A 16,648-nucleotide genomic window follows, 5' to 3' on the forward strand; every position below is an offset into this window, starting at 1 on the left:
GCCCCGGCCACCGCCCATGAGGCCGCCGAGGATGATCCCGCCGAGGACCGCGCCGCCCATGCCCCCGCCGCCTCCGCCCGCCATGCCACCGGGTCCGCCGCGCCCGCCGTACCCGTATCCGCGGACGTCCTGCTCGGCCAGGTCGCGCGCCTCGCCGGCCAGCGCGTCCGCCCGGTTCGCCTCGGCCAGCGCGGCCTGCGCGTCGCCGGTGCCCGCCAGTGCGGCGGCCCGCTCCAGCCGGCGCTGCGCCTCCGTCAGCCGGGTCCGGGCCCGGCTGCCCACTGCGCCCCGGTTCGTCGTGACGAAGTCGGCGGCGGCGGCGACGGACGAGCGCGCGGTGAGCATCGCCCCGTCGAGCAGCGAGCGGGCCCGCGCGTCGCCCTGTTCCCGTTCGCGGGCGCCCGCCAGCGCCTCGTCCAGGGCCGCGTCCGCCTCCTCCGCCCGGCGGAGCGCGTCGATCGGGTCGTAGCGGCCGGCGCCCAGCTCCTCGCGCACATCGCCGGCCACCGACCGGGCGCGGGCGATCCGGCCCCGCAGATCGGCGGTGGACGCCCCCTGCGCCGTGCCCTCCAGCAGCCCGCCCGCGTCCGCGAGGTCCGTCTCCAGTTCGGTGAGCACGGCCGGCAGCCGGCCGGCCGCCTCGTCGAGTTCCCCCGCGCGCCGCTCCACGCCGTCGACGAGGGTGCCCGCCTGGCCGATCGCGCCCTCGGCGGCCCGGATGTAGACGGCCGCCGCCGCGTTGGCGCCGCCGTCCACCGACTGCCGGGCCCGGTTGAGCGAGGAGGTGGCGAACACCAGCCGGTCCTTGGCCTGTTCGGCGTCACCGGCCACGGGGGCCGACGCCTGGTCCGCGTACCGTTCGCGCATCGAGGCGAGCGCGGACTCGGCGGCGGGGACGCGGCCGGTCAGCTCGCGGAACGCGGTCTCGGCGGCGGCCAGGGCCTGCGGAGCCGCGCGCTCCAGCTCGCGCAGCCGGTCGAAGTCCTCGGAGACCGCGTCGAGGCGGCCGTCGGCGTCCGCGCAGCGGCTGATGATCTCGTCCAGCATCCGCCGGCGGGTCGCGTCGTCCTCCGGGAAGGCGTCGTCGAGCTGCTGGCGCAGCCGGAACGCGGCCGTCAGCTCGCCCTTGGCGTACGTCACCGCCTCGGCGAACGGTGCGGCGGCCTCCTCGCCGAACTGGGCGGTGGCGAAGCCCAGTTCCTCCTCGCTGGTGCGGACCGCGTCGTCGGTGGCGACCAGCGTCTCCTTGGCCCGTGCGTCGAGTTCGGGCAGCGGGGCGGGCGGCGGCGCGGCCCCGTCCGGACCCGCGCCCGCCGGTCCCCAGCCCGCCGCGCCGGGCGTCGTACGGGTGGTGGCGCGCCGCTTGCGCCGCAGGAAGGCGTAGGCGGCGACGGCGGCGGCCGCGCAGAGCAGGACGACCGGCAGCAGGAGATCACCGGTGCTCGTGCCGCCCGAGCCGGAGCCGGGGTCGGAGGCGCCCGGGGTGATCGCCGGGGTGGGGACGGGCTCGCCGGCCAGGACGGCGGCGAAGCCGTCGGCGGCGCCGATCGCGGCGCCCGCCCAGTCGTTCTCCTTGAGCGCCGGTTCGACGGCGGTGCTCGCCACGTCCTGGAGCTGTGCGCCGGTGAGCTGGGAGTCCTGGTCGACGGAGTAGGCGTACTGCCGGGCGTGGGTGGCGACGGCCAGCAGGACGTCGTCGCGGCCGAGCCCGTTGCGGTCGGCCGTCTCGTCGGCCCAGTCCTGCGGGGAGCGCCCGGAGAAGTCGCGTACGTACACCACGAACAGCTGGAGGCGGCGCTCGTCGTAGAGCCGGTCGAGGGCCGCGACCACCTGGGTCCTGCGGTCGCCGAGTGCGCCCACCTTGTCGGTGATCTGCCCGTCGCGGGACAGCGTGACCGGGTCGTCGGCGCGGGCGGCCGGTGCGGGGGCCAGGGCCAGCCAGCACACCGTCAGGAGCACGGTGAGCAGGGCCCGGCCCGGTATGAGGGTCCGGGTTCGGCTCACGGGCGGCGTCACGTTTGTGAGGCTATGTCCCTCTTGGGGGTGCCGCGACACGAGGAGGCCGCAGGAGCGGCGTGGTGGTCGCCGGAGAATGACAGGCTGCCTTGCAAGGTGTCCTGTCGTTCTCGTACGGTGGGTGTATGACGCAAGCATCCGGCGGCGCGCCCGCCGACCCGACCGCCGAAGAGGTGGCGAACCAGCTGGCCTCCGTGGTCGGCCGGCTGCTGCGGCGGCTGCGCTCCTCCTCGTCGGAGTCGCTGCTGACCCCGACCCAGCGCTCGGTGCTGGCCCGGCTCGACGACGGGGGCGCCGCGACCACCGCGGACCTGGCCCGTGCCGAGTTCGTACGCCCGCAGTCCATGCGGCTCACCCTGGGCGCGCTGGAGGAGCAGGGGCTCGTCGAGCGCGCGCCGGACCCGGCCGACGGGCGCAAGTCCGTCATGTCGGTGACGGCGGCCGGGCGCACCACCCTCGCCCGGGTCAGGGCCGCCAAGCGGAACTGGCTGGCCGAGGCCGTCGCCGCCGAGCTCGACGGGCACGAGCGGCGCACGGTCGCCGAGGCCGTCGCCCTGATCGAACGCCTGGTCGGTTCGTGACGGCTCGCGAGGTGATTCCGGCGGCGGTACGCACGGCGGCCCGCCCGGACCGCCCGGCGCCCGGTGCCGGGTTCAGCGCGCGCCTCACCGCCCCGCTGCTGCTCGGCTCGCTGCTCAACCCGCTGAACACGACCATGATCTCCACCGCGCTGGTGGCGATCGGGCACCACTTCTCCGTCGGCGCCGCCGACACCGCCTGGCTGATTTCCGTCCTCTACCTCGCCAGCGCCGTCGCCCAGCCCGTCCTGGGCCGGCTCGCCGACGTCCTCGGGCCGCGCCGGGTCTTCCTCGCCGGTCTGGTCGTGGTCGTCGCCTCCGGCCTGGTCGGCACCTTCGCGCAGGGCTTCGGCCAGCTGATCGTGTCGCGGCTGCTGCTCGGCATCGGTACGTCGGCGGCGTACCCGGCCGCGATGGCGGTGCTGCGCGACGAGTCGGCCCGGATCGGGCGGGCGACGCCGCGCCCCGTGCTGGCCCGGCTCTCCTTCGCGGCGCTCGGCAGCGCGGCGGTCGGGCCGACGCTCGGCGGACTGCTGGTCATGACGGCCGGCTGGCGCGGGATCTTCGCGGTCAACGTGCCCGTCGCGCTGATCGCTCTCGGTGCGGCCCTGCTCTGGATCCCCGCCGATCCGCCGCGCGCCCGCGCCGCCGGTTCGCCGGCGCCCCGCCTCGGTCTCGACCCGCTCGGCATCGGCCTGTTCGCGACCGCGCTCACCGTCCTGGTCTTCTTCCTGCTCGACCTCGCGCACCCGCTGTGGTGGCTGCTCGCGCCGTTCGCCGCGCTGAGCGCCGCCCTCGTGTGGTGGCAGCTGCGGGCCCGCGCGCCCTTCATCGACCTGCGGATGCTCGCGGGCAACGGTGCGCTCTCGCGTACGTACCTGCGGCACGGCGTCAGCTACCTGCTGATCTACTGCGTGATGTACGGCTACACGCAGTGGCTGGAGGAGGCCCGCGGCTACTCGTCCGGGCACACCGGACTGCTGATGCTGCCGATGTCCCTCGCCGCGCTGGTCTGCTCGCTGCTCGGCGCCCGTACGAAGGGCATCCGGGGGCCGCTCGTCCTCGCCTGCGTCCTGCTCACTGCCGGGGCCGGGCTGCTGTTCCTGCTGTCCGGCGACGCGCCGGTCGCCCTCCTGCTGCTGGCCGGTGCCTGCTTCGGCATCCCGCAGGGGCTGATCGGCACCAGCAACCAGGCGGCCGTCCAGGCCTACGCGCCGCCCGCGTCCGTCGGCTCCGCGGCCGGTCTCCAGCGCACCGCCCAGTACATAGGGGCCATCACCGCCTCCAGCCTCATCGCCCTGGCCTACGGACAGTCGGCCGGAGACCGCGGCCTGCACCTGATGGCCGCCGTCGCCGTCGTCCTGGGCGTCCTGCTCATCGTCCTCACCGTCACCGACCGCGCCCTGCGCGGCCGTACCTGATCCCCGCCCCGCACCACCCCCACAAGGAGAGCGCCACCATGACCGCCACCGTCCTCGACCCGAACACCGCGCTGATCGTCGTCGACCTCCAGAAGGGCATCACCGCCCTGCCGACCGCCCACCCCGCCGCCGGTGTCATCGCCAACGCCGCGACCCTCGCCGACGCCTTCCGTGCCAAGGGCCTCCCGGTCGTCATCGTCCGCGTCACCGGCGGCGCTCCCGGCCGCACCGAGGGCCCGGCCCGGTCCGGGAAGCCCGCCGCCGACTGGGCGGAGATCGTGCCCGAGATGGGCCCGCGCGAGGGCGACATCGTCGTCACCAAGCAGCAGTGGGGCGCCTTCTACGGCACCGACCTCGACCTCCAGCTGCGCCGCCGGGGCATCACCCAGGTCGTGGTGGCCGGCATCGCGACCAGCATCGGCGTCGAGTCCACCGCCCGCTCGGCGCACGAGCACGGCTACCACGTCACCCTCGCCACGGACGCGATGACGGACATGGGCGGCGAGGCCCACGACAACAGCGTGCTGCGGATCTTCCCGCGCCTCGGCGAGACCGGCACGACCGACGAGATCGTCAAGCTGCTCGGCTGACCGGATCCCGACGACAAGGAGCGCCGTGGCCCGTCGGGCCACGGCGCTCCGCCACGTGGGTGAGCTTTCGGGCGGCAGCGCCGTGTCGGCGCCGCCTTCCCGCGCGAGGGCGGTTTCAGTAGTGGGGCGGAATCAGTGTGATCAACTGCAAATGCCACCAAAACACACGCAATCCGGCCCATTCCGGTGCGGGCCGGGCCGTCCCCGGAGGTATCAGCCATGTCCCACGTCGGCGTCCCGCGCGGGACGGCCCGAAAGCGTCGCCTGCCCGCCCTCCTCACCGCAGGCGTCCTCACCCTCCCGGCACTGGCCGGATGCAGCTCGGACGGGGACGAAACGGCGGCCGTCGCCGCCGTGCCGCAGGATGTGGCCCGTGCCGCGCGGGCCCAGGTTGCCAACGGGGGCAAGGTCACCTGGGCGATCGACGCGCTGCCCGCCACCCTCAACGCGTTCCAGGCGGACGCCGACAGCGCCACCACCCGGATCACCGGAGCCCTGCTGCCCACCCTCTTCCCGCTCGACGCCCAGGGCCGGCCGCAGCTCAACCCGGACTACCTGGAATCCGCCAAGGTGACGGAGACCGAGCCCCGCCAGGTCGTCGTCTACCGGCTCAACCAGCAGGCCGTCTGGAGCGACGGCCGCGAGATCGGTGCCCCGGACTTCGTCGCCCAGTGGCGGGCACTGAGCGGCAAGGACTCCGCGTTCTGGACCGCCCGCAACGCCGGGTACGAGCGCATCGAGAAGATCGAGCGCGGACACGACGACCTGGAGGTCAAGGTCACCTTCGCCAAGCCCTACGCGGACTGGCGCTCGCTGTTCTCGCCGCTGTACCCGAAGCAGGTGACGGGCTCCCCGGACGCCTTCAACGACGGCGCGCGCACCACCATCAAGGAGACGGCCGGGCCGTTCCGGCTGCGCGAGGTGGACAAGAAGACCGGGTCCGTCACGCTGACCCGCAACCCGCGCTGGTGGGGCGGCCCCGCCAAGCTCGACTCGCTGGTCTTCAAGGCCGTCAAGCCCGAGGACCGCACGGAGGCCCTGACCGAGGGCACCGTCGACGTCGCCGACATCGACTCCACCACCGCCCACCGCATCGCGCAGGCCGCCCGCGAGGGCGCGGCCGGCGCACCGCCCGCCCACGGTCCCGGAGCCGCGCTCACCCCGGCGGCGGCCCTGCGCTCCTGGGCGGTCGCGCACGGCACCGACGAGGAGGCGGCCGAGGAGGAGCAGGAAGCCAGGGACGACAAGGCCAGGGCCGCCGAGGCGTACGCCACCGAGCAGAGCGGGCTGCGCGGTTACGTGGTCCGCAAGTCGCTGGAGCCCGCCTACACCCAGCTCGCGCTGAACGGCGAGACCGGGCCGCTCGCCGACGACCGGGTGCGCAAGGCCGTGGCCCGCGCCCTGGACCGCCAGGAGCTCGCCGACACCGTGCTCAAGCCGCTCGGGCTGCCCGCGCAGCCGCTCGGCAGCCATCTGGCCGTCGCCGGGCAGCCCGCGTACAAGGACAGCAGCGACGCGCTGGGCAAGCAGGACACCGAGCAGGCCCAGGCGCTGCTGGCCGACGCGGGCTGGACGCGCGAGGGGGCCCTCGCCAGGACCGACGGCACCAAGGCCGGCAGCGAGAGCGAGAAGAAGAAGGACGCGGACACGAAGGCCGAGGAGAAGAAGGCCGACGAGAAGAAGGGGAGCGCCGGGAAGGACGCCGACGACGGCAAGGCGAACCGCGCCGCCCCGGGCGAGCCCTCCGCCGACGACGGCCTCTACATCGTGGGCGACGACAACAAGCCCGGCGGGGCCGCCGACGGCACCCACGTCATCGCGCCCGCCCCCGCCGCCGCGGACCAGAGCGCGGCCCTGCTGCGCCAGGCCGGATACCTCGGTTACACGGGCCTCTCCGAGGACGTCCGGGCCCAGGACCGGCAGCCCGGGGGAGCCGCCGGAGCATACGCCCCGGCCGGTACGGCGGCCCCGGCCCAGGGGGCCGACGGGGCCCGCGGCCCGCTCGGCAAGAACGGCAAGCCGCTGAGCCTGCGCTTCGTCCTGCCGTCCGGGCCCGGCTCGGCCGGCCTGCGCAGCGTGGGCGAGCGGATCGCCGCGATGCTCGACACGATCGGTATCCGTACGGTGATCACCAAGGTCTCCGACGACAGCTACTTCCGCGACCACGTGGCGTCCGGCGACTACGACATGGCGCTCTACTCCTGGCCGGCCACGGCCTACCCGGCCACGGACGACCGCCCGATCTTCGCCAAGCCGGTCCCGGCGACCGACGGCTCGCTGCTCGTCGAGCAGAATTACACCCGCGTCGGCACGGACCACATCGACCAGCTCTTCGACCAGGCGGCGTCGGAGCTGGACGAGAAGACGTCCCGGGACCTCATGCGGAAGGCGGACGCCCGGATCTGGGCCGCCGCGGGATCGATCCCCCTCTTCCAGCGCCCCCAGCTCGTCGCCACCGGCAAGAAGCTCGTGAACGTCGGCGCCTTCGGCCTCGGGGTGCCGCACTACCAGGACATCGGCTACCAGGCCCCGCAGGTTGCCGGCGCCCCGGCCCACCCCAAGAAGTAGCAGGTCAGCACCGGTCCACAAGCTCAGAAGCAGCTCAAAACCCTTGCCCGCCGGCCTGCCGGCGGGCAACGCTGTGCGCACCCCTTGACCCGGCCACCCCACCCCGTCCCGTCCCCGGCCCGGAGCTCCACCTCTGGGCTTCCTCAAGTCCCGCTTCCGCCCGTCCCGCCCCGGGGACCATGGTCACGACCACCGGTGACCATCGCCGGAACACCTGACCACGGGGGCGGAACCATGAAGCGGACGCGAGCTGTCACTGCGGCAGCCGTCATGATCGTCGCGGGCATCCTCACCGGCGGCTGCACGTCGGCGCCGCACGACCGGGCGGCGGAGAGCCCGGCGGCGACCGGACCGACGCGGGCGGGGGCGGACCGGACGGCCGCCCGCGAGCCGGAGGCGTGCCGGGGCGGCACGTACACCTGGTTCAACCTGCGCCAGGAATCGGTGATCAACGGGGTCGCCGAGGCGCAGAGCCTGACCGGGTCCGGCCGCGTGACGAAACCGATCCGGCGGCTGCGCACGGACCCGGCCTCCGTGGTGACCGAGGGCGTGGACCTGGACCCGGACCTCGTCCTCCACTCCCTCGGGACGAAGCTCGGGCTGGTGTCCGCGGACGACGATCCGAAGTGGGGTTCCGCCCTCGGCGAGCCGGGCACGTACGCGCCGCTCGACGAGCCGTTGGGCCAGGTCAGCGACGTGAAGGGCAGCGTGCGGCTGGTGAGCTTCAGCTTCTTCGGACTGATCGACGCGGACTTCCGCTACACATGCGCCGGGGGCGGCCGGCCGGTCATCGGCCATGTGTCGACCTGGGGCAGTTCCGGCGGCGGCGCGGTCAACTGCGACGAGACTCTGAGCAAGGACGCGTCCGCCGCCGCACACGAGGCCGTCAGGCTCTCCTGCCCCCGCTAGAAACCGCCCGGGAAGCCGCAGGCGCGGGTGGCCCGTACCATGGGAGTAGCCGTGGCGCGTCCGCCCGGCGGGCGTACGAGGACTCAAGACCGACCCAGGCGCCTGAATCCCCGATCCGAGAGAAGCGCAAGCCACCCATGCCCACGCGCCACGACATCCGTAACGTAGCCATCGTCGCCCACGTCGACCACGGCAAGACGACCATCGTCGACGCCATGCTCAAGCAGGCCGGCTCCTTCGCCGCGCACGCCGCAGAGTCGCTCGACGACCGCATGATGGACTCGAACGACCTGGAGCGTGAGAAGGGCATCACGATCCTGGCCAAGAACACGGCGGTCAAGTACCACCCGAAGGATGGCGGCGACGTCATCACGATCAACATCATCGACACCCCGGGCCACGCCGACTTCGGCGGCGAGGTCGAGCGCGGTCTGTCGATGGTCGACGCGGTGGTCCTGCTCGTGGACGCCTCCGAGGGCCCGCTCCCGCAGACCCGCTTCGTGCTGCGCAAGGCGCTCCAGCAGCGCCTGCCCGTCATCCTGTGCATCAACAAGACGGACCGCCCCGACTCGCGCATCGACGAGGTCGTCAACGAGACGTACGACCTCTTCCTCGACCTGGACGCGGACGAGGAGCAGATCGAGTTCCCGATCGTCTACGCGTGCGGCCGTGACGGCATCGCCTCGCTGACCAAGCCGGAGGACGGCACCGTCCCGGCGGACTCCACCAGCCTGGAGCCGTTCTTCTCCGCGATCCTGGAGCACGTCCCGGCCCCGACGTACGAGGAGGGCGCGCCGCTCCAGGCCCACGTCACCAACCTCGACGCCGACAACTTCCTCGGCCGTATCGCGCTCCTGCGTGTGGAGGAGGGCGAGCTGCGCAAGGGCCAGACGGTCGCCTGGATCAAGCGCGACGGCTCCATCCAGAACGTGCGCATCACCGAGCTGATGATGACCGAGGCGCTCACCCGCAAGCCCGCCGAGGTGGCCGGCCCCGGTGACATCTGCGCCGTCGCCGGTATCCCGGAGATCATGATCGGTGAGACGCTCGCCGACCCGGAGAACCCGGTCGCGCTGCCGCTGATCACGGTCGACGAGCCCGCGATCTCCATGACCATCGGTACCAACACCTCGCCGCTGGTCGGCCGCGGCGGCACGGGCAAGGGCGCGGACGCCAAGGCCGCGGTCAAGGACCGCAAGGTCACCGCCCGTCAGGTCAAGGACCGCCTGGACCGCGAGCTGATCGGTAACGTGTCGCTGCGCGTTCTCGACACCGAGCGCCCCGACGCCTGGGAGGTGCAGGGCCGCGGTGAGCTGGCGCTGGCCATCCTGGTCGAGCAGATGCGCCGCGAGGGCTTCGAGATGACCATCGGCAAGCCGCAGGTGGTCACCAAGGACGTCGACGGCAAGACCCACGAGCCGGTCGAGCGCATGACGATCGACGTGCCCGAGGAGCACATGGGCGCCGTCACGCAGCTCATGGGCGTCCGCAAGGGCCGCATGGACAACATGTCGAACCACGGCTCCGGCTGGGTCCGCATGGAGTTCGTCGTGCCGTCGCGCGGCCTCATCGGCTTCCGTACGGAGTTCCTGACGAACACCCGCGGTACGGGTATCGCGCACTCCATCCACGAGGGCCACGAGCCGTGGTTCGGCACCCTGACGACCCGTAACAACGGTTCGCTCGTCGCCGACCGCGCCGGTGCCGTCACCGCCTTCGCGATGACGAACCTCCAGGAGCGCGGCGTGCTGTTCACGGACCCCGGCACCGAGGTGTACGAGGGCATGATCGTCGGCGAGAACTCGCGCGCCGACGACATGGACGTGAACATCACCAAGGAGAAGAAGCTCACGAACATGCGGTCCTCGTCGGCCGACTCGTTCGAGGCGATCGTCCCGCCGCGGAAGCTCTCCCTGGAGCAGTCCCTGGAGTTCTGCCGCGACGACGAGTGCGTCGAGGTGACCCCGGAGGCCGTCCGTATCCGCAAGGTCGTCCTCGACCAGAAGGAGCGCGGCCGCACCGCCTCGCGCGCCAAGCACGGCTGAGACGCCGAGCACGGCTGAGGAAGGACCACCAGGCCGTTTTCGGCCGATGATCCGTCAGCACCAGGCATTGCCCTGACCGAGGGCCCTCACAGACACTGTGGGGGCCCTCGGCCTTGGTCAACCCGTTTTACGGGCGCACGTCCACTATCTGAGACAAAAGCGTCCGATTATCGGAGGTCGCTCTCCGAAACATGTGTTAACAGTCCGTTTCGGGGGTGTCTGTCTGGGCTCGCTTTGTCCGGATTTTGGGCCGCGCAAGTGACGGATGTTGTCAAACCGAGACCCTTTAAGTGTGGTTTACAGCCCAGACGTACTTAATAGTTGGCTCCATTGAGCTCGGGTCAATGGGTCACGCACCGTGGGGAGTGCGCCGACTCACGAGCACACTAAGGGCACTGAAACGATCACCGTCAGGGGTGTCGGTGAATCGACCCAGTGCCCTTCTTGTAGTCAAAAGTGGACTCATGAGGAGGAAACCCATGCGTGGTGCCAAGAGCGCCAAGTGGGTCGCGGGAGCGGCCATCATCGCCCTGGCTGCGACTGCCTGTGGCGGTGGCGACGACGACGCCAGCAAGAGCAAGGGCGGCGACAAGGGCGCCGTCAACGCCGACGGCATCTTCTCCGTCGAGGTCGGTGAGCCGCAGAACCCGCTGCAGCCGGCCAACACGATGGAGTCGAACGGCAGCATCGTCACCGACTCGATCTTCTCGCAGCTGGTGGACTACGACCCGTCCGGCAAGCTTGAGATGATCAACGCGGAGTCTGTCGAGACCAAGGACAGCAAGCTCTGGACGGTCAAGCTCAAGAAGGACTGGAAGTTCCACGACGGCACCCCCGTCACGGCCGAGTCCTACATCAAGGCCTGGAACTGGGCCGCCAACACCAAGAACAACCAGACCAACGCGTCCTGGTTCGGCGACATCAAGGGCTTCGCGGACGTCCACCCCGAGGACGCGAAGGCCAAGCCGAAGTCGGACACGATGTCCGGTCTGAAGAAGGTGGACGACTACACGTTCACCATCGAGCTCAACGCCCCGCTCCCGTACTTCTCGTACAAGCTCGGCTACACGGTCTTCTCCCCGCTGCCCGAGTCCTTCTACGCCGACCCGAAGGCCGCCGGTGAGAAGCCGGTCGGCAACGGCGCGTACAAGTTCGTCAGCTGGGACCACAAGAAGCAGATCAAGGTCGTCCGCAACGACGACTACAAGGGTTCCGACAAGGCGAAGAACGGTGGTGTGATCTTCAAGAACTACACCACCCTCGAGACCGCCTACGAGGACCTGAAGTCCGGCAACGTCGACGTGCTGCGCCAGATCGGCCCGAAGGACCTCCCGGTCTACCGGTCCGACCTCGGTGACCGCGCGGTGGACAAGGCCTACTCCGCGATCCAGACGATCGCCGTCGCCTTCTACACCGACCAGTGGAAGAAGATCGACCCGAAGGTCCTCCAGGGCCTGTCGATGGGCATCGACCGCGACACGATCACCAAGACCGTGCTGCAGGGCACCCGCGAGCCGGCCACCGGCTGGGTCGCCAAGGGCGTGCTGGGTTACCAGAAGGACGCGTCCGGCGACGTCACCAAGTACGACCCCGCCAAGGCCAAGCAGCTCATCAAGGACGGCGGCGGCGTCCCGGGCAACAAGATCTCGATCCAGTTCAACGCCGACGGTGGCCACAAGGAATGGGTCGAGGCCGTCTGCAACAGCATCACGCAGTCGACCGGTGTGAAGTGCACCACCGACTCGAAGGCCGACTTCCAGGCCGACACGAACGCGCGTGACGCCAAGGAGGTCAAGTCCCTCTACCGTTCCGGCTGGGTGCTCGACTACCCGGTGAACGCGAACTTCATCTCGGACCTGTTCCGTACCGGCGCCGCGGGCAACCAGGGCGACTTCTCGAACAAGGGCCTGGACGCGGAGATCAAGAAGGCCGACTCCGCCGCCTCCCTCGACGAGTCCGTCGCCGCGTACCAGAAGATCGAGAAGGAGCTGGTGAACTACATGCCCTCCATCCCGCTCTGGTACTACAAGGTCAACGCCGGCTACTCGGAGAAGGTCCAGAACGTCGACTACGCCCAGGACGGCGACCCGATCCTGACGCAGATCGAAGTCAAGAAGTAACCACACCGACGTAGTCCGCGCGCACGCGCGGGACCGGCACAGAAGGACGGTCCCGCGCCTGCCGCACGCAGTGGCCGGGGGGCCCTTCCACGCAACCGACCCACCCTCAGGGGCAGTCGGGACGGGGGAGGGCCCGTCGGCTGCCGCCGCCTATTACATGGAGGCATGATGGGGCGCTATGTCGCACGACGACTGCTCCAGATGATCCCGGTCTTCCTCGGGACAACGCTGCTGATCTTCCTGATGGTCTATACGCTGCCCGGCGACCCCGTGCGCGGGCTCTTCGGGGACAAGGGTGTCGACCCGGCCACGCTGGCGAGACTTCGCCACGAGAAGGGTCTCGACCTTCCGATCCTGCAGCAGTACTGGAATTACATGACAGGCATCGTCCTGCATTTCGATTTCGGTGATCAGATAGCCAGCGGACGTCCCGTCACGGACGTCCTCGGCGACGCGTTCCCCGTCACCCTCCGGCTGGCCAGCATGGCGTTCGTCATCGAGATCGTCGTCGGCATCGGCCTCGGCACCATCGCCGGTCTGCGCGCCGGCCGGCTCACCGACAACGTGATCCTGGTCTTCACCCTGCTGATCATCTCGATCCCGGTGTTCGTCCTCGGCTTCATCATCAAGACCGTGTTCGCCTTCCAGCTCGGCTGGATCGATCCAAACGTGTCCAATGACGCCAAGTGGGGCGAACTGCTGGCCCCTGCCATCGTGCTGGGATCGCTCTCACTCGCCTATGTCGCGCGCCTCACGCGTACGACGATGGCCGAGAACCTTCGCTCGGACTACATGCGTACCGCCATCGCCAAGGGGCTTCCCAAGCGGCGCATCGTCGGCGTGCACCTGATGCGCAACTCGCTGATCCCCGTCATCACCTTCCTCGGCACCGACCTCGGTGCCCTGATGGGCGGCGCGGTCGTCACCGAAGGCCTGTTCAACGTCAAGGGCATCGGCGGCACGATCTACGAGTCGATTCAGAAGCGCGAAGGCACGACACTCGTCGGCCTCGTCACCATCCTGGTGCTCGTCTATCTCCTCATGAGCCTCATCGTCGACCTGCTGTACGCGGTCCTGGACCCGAGGATCCGTTATGCCTGACGTGACCAAGACCGCACCCGCGCCCGAGGACGCCAAGGCGCCCCTCGCGGACCCGGCGGCGACCGTGAAGGCGGAGAAGGCCCGCAGCCTGTGGGGCGACGCCTGGCGGGACCTGCGTTCCAACTGGTACTTCATCATCTCGTCGGTGCTGATCGTCATCCTGATCGTGATGGCGATCTTCCCCGGCCTGTTCACGAGCGCCTCGCCCACCTCCGCCGACCTGGTGCACCACTACCTGGGCAAGCCGGAACTGAGCAAGATCGGCTCCGAGGGCTGGCTCGGCTACGACGGCCAGGGCCACAGCGTCTACGCCCGTGTCATCTACGGCACCCGCGCGTCGATCACCGTCGGCGTCTGCGTCACCCTGCTGGTGACGCTGTTCGGCGGACTGATCGGCATGCTCGCCGGCTACTTCGGCGGCTGGGTGGACGCCCTGCTCTCGGGCTTCTTCACCAACGTCTTCCTCGGTATCCCGTTCCTGCTGGGCGCCATGGTCGTCCTCCAGGCGTTCACCGAGCGGAAGGTCTGGGTGGTCGTCTTCGCCCTCGCGTTCCTCGGCTGGACCCAGATCGCGCGTGTCATGCGCGGTGCGGTGATCGTCATCAAGCAGTCGGACTACGTGCAGGCCGCCAGGGCGCTGGGCGCGGGAACCAGCCGGATCCTCTTCCGGCACATCCTGCCCAACGCCATGGCCCCGGTGATCGTGGTCGCCACCATCTCGCTCGGCGTCTACATCTCGGCCGAGGCGACGCTCTCCTACCTCGGTCTGGGTCTCGCCGACCCGACCATCTCGTGGGGTATGGACATCTCGGGTGGCTCCGCCCAGATCCGCGTCGCCCAGCACATCCTGCTGTACCCGTCGATCATGCTCAGCATCACCGTTCTGGCGTTCATCATGCTCGGCGAAGCCGTCCGCAACGCCCTCGATCCGAAGTCGCGATAGGAGGGCGAACGTGGCCACCATCAACAAGACCGCCGAAGTCCCGTCCGCACGCCGGGGTGACGAACACGTCGGCCCCCTGCTCGAAGTCCGTGACCTGCACGTGGAGTTCCACACCCGCGACGGTGTGGCCAAGGCGGTCAACGGGGTCAACTACAGCGTGGACGCCGGTGAGACCCTCGCCGTCCTCGGCGAGTCCGGATCCGGCAAGTCCGTGACGGCGCAGGCCATCATGGGCATCCTCGACATGCCGCCCGGGAAGATCCCGCAGGGCGAGATCCTCTTCCGTGGCCAGGACATGCTCAAGATGTCCTACGAGGAGCGCCGGCAGATCCGCGGCCAGAAGATCGCCATGATCTTCCAGGACGCGCTGTCCTCGCTGAACCCGGTCCTCACCGTCGGCTACCAGCTCGGCGAGATGTTCCGGGTCCACCAGGGCCTGTCCAAGAAGGAAGCCCGCGCCAAGGCCATCGAGCTGATGGACCAGGTGAAGATCCCGGCCGCCGCGGCCCGGGTCTCGGACTACCCGCACCAGTTCTCCGGCGGTATGCGCCAGCGCATCATGATCGCGATGGCGCTCGCCCTGGAACCGGACCTGATCATCGCGGACGAGCCGACCACCGCCCTCGACGTGACCGTCCAGGCCCAGGTGATGGACCTGCTCGCAGAGCTCCAGCGCGAGTACAACATGGGCCTGATCCTGATCACTCACGACCTGGGTGTCGTCGCGGACGTCGCCGACAAGATCGCCGTGATGTACGCGGGCCGGATCGTCGAGACCGCCCCGGTGCACGAGATCTACAAGCGCCCCGCGCACCCGTACACCAAGGGTCTGCTGGCCTCGATCCCGCGCCTGGACCAGAAGGGCCAGGAGCTCTTCGCGATCAAGGGCCTGCCGCCCAACCTGCTGCACGTGCCGTCGGGCTGCGCCTTCAACCCGCGCTGCACCATGGCCCAGGACATCTGCCGTTCGGACATCCCGGCCCTCCGGCCGGTGACCGAGCAGGACGGCACCGAGCTGGCCGGCCGCCGCAGCGCCTGTCACTTCTGGAAGGAGACGATCCATGGCTGACATCTCGAAGGAGACCGTGGACGCCACCCCCAACGTCTCCGAGGTGGAGACCGTCGACGCGGCGAGCGAGGCGGAGGCCGTAGCCGCCATCGACGCGCCCGTGTCGCAGGGGGAGCCGATCCTCCAGGTGCGCAACCTCGTCAAGCACTTCCCGCTGACGCAGGGCATCCTGTTCAAGAAGCAGGTCGGCGCGGTCAAGGCAGTGGACGGCATCTCGTTCGACCTGTACGCGGGCGAGACGCTGGGCATCGTGGGCGAGTCCGGCTGTGGCAAGTCCACCGTCGCCAAGCTCCTGATGACGCTGGAGCGGGCCACCGCGGGCGAGGTCTTCTACAAGGGCCAGGACATCACCAAGCTGTCCGGCCGCGCGCTGAAGGCCGTGCGCCGCAACATCCAGATGGTGTTCCAGGACCCGTACACCTCGCTCAACCCCCGTATGACGGTGGGCGACATCATCGGCGAGACGTACGAGATCCACCCCGAGGTGGCCCCCAAGGGCGACCGGCGGCGCAAGGTCCAGGAGCTCCTGGACGTCGTCGGCCTCAACCCGGAGTACATCAACCGGTACCCGCACCAGTTCTCCGGCGGTCAGCGCCAGCGCATCGGCATCGCCCGCGGCCTCGCGCTCAACCCGGAGATCATCATCTGCGACGAGCCGGTCTCCGCGCTCGACGTGTCGGTGCAGGCGCAGGTCGTCAACCTGATGGAGAAGCTCCAGGACGAGTTCAACCTCTCCTACCTCTTCATCGCGCACGACCTGTCGATCGTCCGGCACATCTCCGACCGGGTCGGCGTCATGTACCTCGGCAAGATGGCCGAGATCGGTACGGACGTGCAGATCTACGACCACCCGACGCACCCCTACACCCAGGCGCTGCTGTCGGCCGTCCCGGTTCCGGACCCGGAGGCCCGCGAGGGCCGCGAGCGGATCATCCTCACCGGTGACGTCCCGTCCCCGGCCAACCCGCCGTCGGGCTGCCGCTTCCGCACCCGCTGCTGGAAGGCCGAGGACAAGTGCGCCACCGAGGTGCCGCTCCTCGCGGTCCCCGAGCGCTTCAAGGCCTCGAAGACGCCGGCCGCCCACGAGTCGGCCTGCCACTTTGCGGAGGAGAAGGACGTGGTGCACGCGGCCTGACCCGCCCGCACCGTCCGTCGCGGACACTCAGGACCCCTCGGGAGCCCTTACGGGAACCCGGGGGGTCTTCTGCGTGCCCGGGTGCCTGTACGGCCCCGGATGGCGGGTGCAGGCGTGCATACGCCCCGTAATGAGGTGATATTTGACCTCACG

General features: G+C 70.3%; 12 protein-coding genes. 11 read left to right on the plus strand and 1 reads right to left on the minus strand.

Annotated features, from left to right (window positions below; all coding sequences use genetic code 11):
* On the minus strand, positions 1-2,004 hold a 2,004-nt coding region (locus EAO73_RS07985), incomplete at its 3' end, for a TPM domain-containing protein (protein WP_224756208.1).
* Positions 2,005-2,141: 137 nt separating this feature from the next.
* Between EAO73_RS07985 and EAO73_RS07990 the strand changes: the two genes are divergently transcribed.
* The 11 genes from EAO73_RS07990 (at position 2,142) to EAO73_RS08040 (ending at position 16,495) form a co-directional block, all read left to right on the plus strand.
* Entirely contained in the window at positions 2,142-2,597 is a 456-nt protein-coding gene (locus tag EAO73_RS07990; RefSeq protein ID WP_147970705.1) for a MarR family winged helix-turn-helix transcriptional regulator, read from the plus strand.
* Positions 2,598-2,608: 11 nt separating this feature from the next.
* On the plus strand, positions 2,609-4,015 hold the full coding sequence (locus EAO73_RS07995; RefSeq protein WP_147971453.1) for an MFS transporter: 1,407 nt from the start codon (positions 2,609-2,611) through the stop codon (positions 4,013-4,015).
* A 38-nt stretch (positions 4,016-4,053) separates the two neighbouring features.
* Positions 4,054-4,605, plus strand: a complete 552-nt coding sequence (locus tag EAO73_RS08000) for an isochorismatase family protein (protein WP_147970706.1) — start codon at positions 4,054-4,056, stop codon at positions 4,603-4,605.
* Between the two features lie 219 nt (positions 4,606-4,824).
* Positions 4,825-7,173, plus strand: a complete 2,349-nt coding sequence (locus EAO73_RS08005) for an ABC transporter family substrate-binding protein (RefSeq protein WP_147970707.1) — start codon at positions 4,825-4,827, stop codon at positions 7,171-7,173.
* Between the two features lie 234 nt (positions 7,174-7,407).
* Entirely contained in the window at positions 7,408-8,082 is a 675-nt protein-coding gene (locus EAO73_RS08010; RefSeq protein WP_224756209.1) for a hypothetical protein, read from the plus strand.
* Between the two features lie 137 nt (positions 8,083-8,219).
* Complete coding sequence (typA, locus tag EAO73_RS08015; protein ID WP_147970708.1) at positions 8,220-10,127, plus strand: translational GTPase TypA; 1,908 nt, start codon at positions 8,220-8,222, stop codon at positions 10,125-10,127.
* Between the two features lie 479 nt (positions 10,128-10,606).
* Positions 10,607-12,247, plus strand: a complete 1,641-nt coding sequence (locus EAO73_RS08020; RefSeq protein WP_147970709.1) for a peptide ABC transporter substrate-binding protein — start codon at positions 10,607-10,609, stop codon at positions 12,245-12,247.
* 168 nt (positions 12,248-12,415) lie between these two features.
* Positions 12,416-13,348 (plus strand): ABC transporter permease, encoded by a 933-nt coding sequence (locus EAO73_RS08025; protein ID WP_147971455.1) that lies wholly within the window; start codon positions 12,416-12,418, stop codon positions 13,346-13,348.
* Positions 13,341-14,291, plus strand: a complete 951-nt coding sequence (locus EAO73_RS08030; protein WP_147970710.1) for an ABC transporter permease — start codon at positions 13,341-13,343, stop codon at positions 14,289-14,291. The genes EAO73_RS08025 and EAO73_RS08030 overlap by 8 nt, the downstream gene beginning before the upstream one ends.
* Before the next feature lie 10 nt (positions 14,292-14,301).
* Entirely contained in the window at positions 14,302-15,360 is a 1,059-nt protein-coding gene (locus tag EAO73_RS08035; protein ID WP_147970711.1) for an ABC transporter ATP-binding protein, read from the plus strand.
* Complete coding sequence (locus EAO73_RS08040; protein WP_147970712.1) at positions 15,353-16,495, plus strand: ABC transporter ATP-binding protein; 1,143 nt, start codon at positions 15,353-15,355, stop codon at positions 16,493-16,495. The genes EAO73_RS08035 and EAO73_RS08040 overlap by 8 nt, the downstream gene beginning before the upstream one ends.
* The last annotated feature ends 153 nt before the right edge of the window (positions 16,496-16,648 follow it).

This window comes from Streptomyces sp. col6, assembly GCF_008042035.1.
Classification (GTDB): Bacteria; Actinomycetota; Actinomycetes; order Streptomycetales; family Streptomycetaceae; genus Streptomyces.

Excerpts from the sequence above, each read along its gene's own strand:
- EAO73_RS08040 (WP_147970712.1), top strand. The coding sequence starts at position 15,353 with ATGGCTGACATCTCGAAGGAGACCGTGGACGCCACCCCCAACGTCTCC.
- EAO73_RS08020 (WP_147970709.1), top strand. The coding sequence starts at position 10,607 with ATGCGTGGTGCCAAGAGCGCCAAGTGGGTCGCGGGAGCGGCCATCATC.
- EAO73_RS08010 (WP_224756209.1), top strand. The coding sequence starts at position 7,408 with ATGAAGCGGACGCGAGCTGTCACTGCGGCAGCCGTCATGATCGTCGCG.
- typA (WP_147970708.1), top strand. The coding sequence starts at position 8,220 with ATGCCCACGCGCCACGACATCCGTAACGTAGCCATCGTCGCCCACGTC.
- EAO73_RS08005 (WP_147970707.1), top strand. The coding sequence starts at position 4,825 with ATGTCCCACGTCGGCGTCCCGCGCGGGACGGCCCGAAAGCGTCGCCTG.
- EAO73_RS07990 (WP_147970705.1), top strand. The coding sequence starts at position 2,142 with ATGACGCAAGCATCCGGCGGCGCGCCCGCCGACCCGACCGCCGAAGAG.
- EAO73_RS08000 (WP_147970706.1), top strand. The coding sequence starts at position 4,054 with ATGACCGCCACCGTCCTCGACCCGAACACCGCGCTGATCGTCGTCGAC.
- EAO73_RS08030 (WP_147970710.1), top strand. The coding sequence starts at position 13,341 with ATGCCTGACGTGACCAAGACCGCACCCGCGCCCGAGGACGCCAAGGCG.
- EAO73_RS08025 (WP_147971455.1), top strand. The coding sequence starts at position 12,416 with ATGGGGCGCTATGTCGCACGACGACTGCTCCAGATGATCCCGGTCTTC.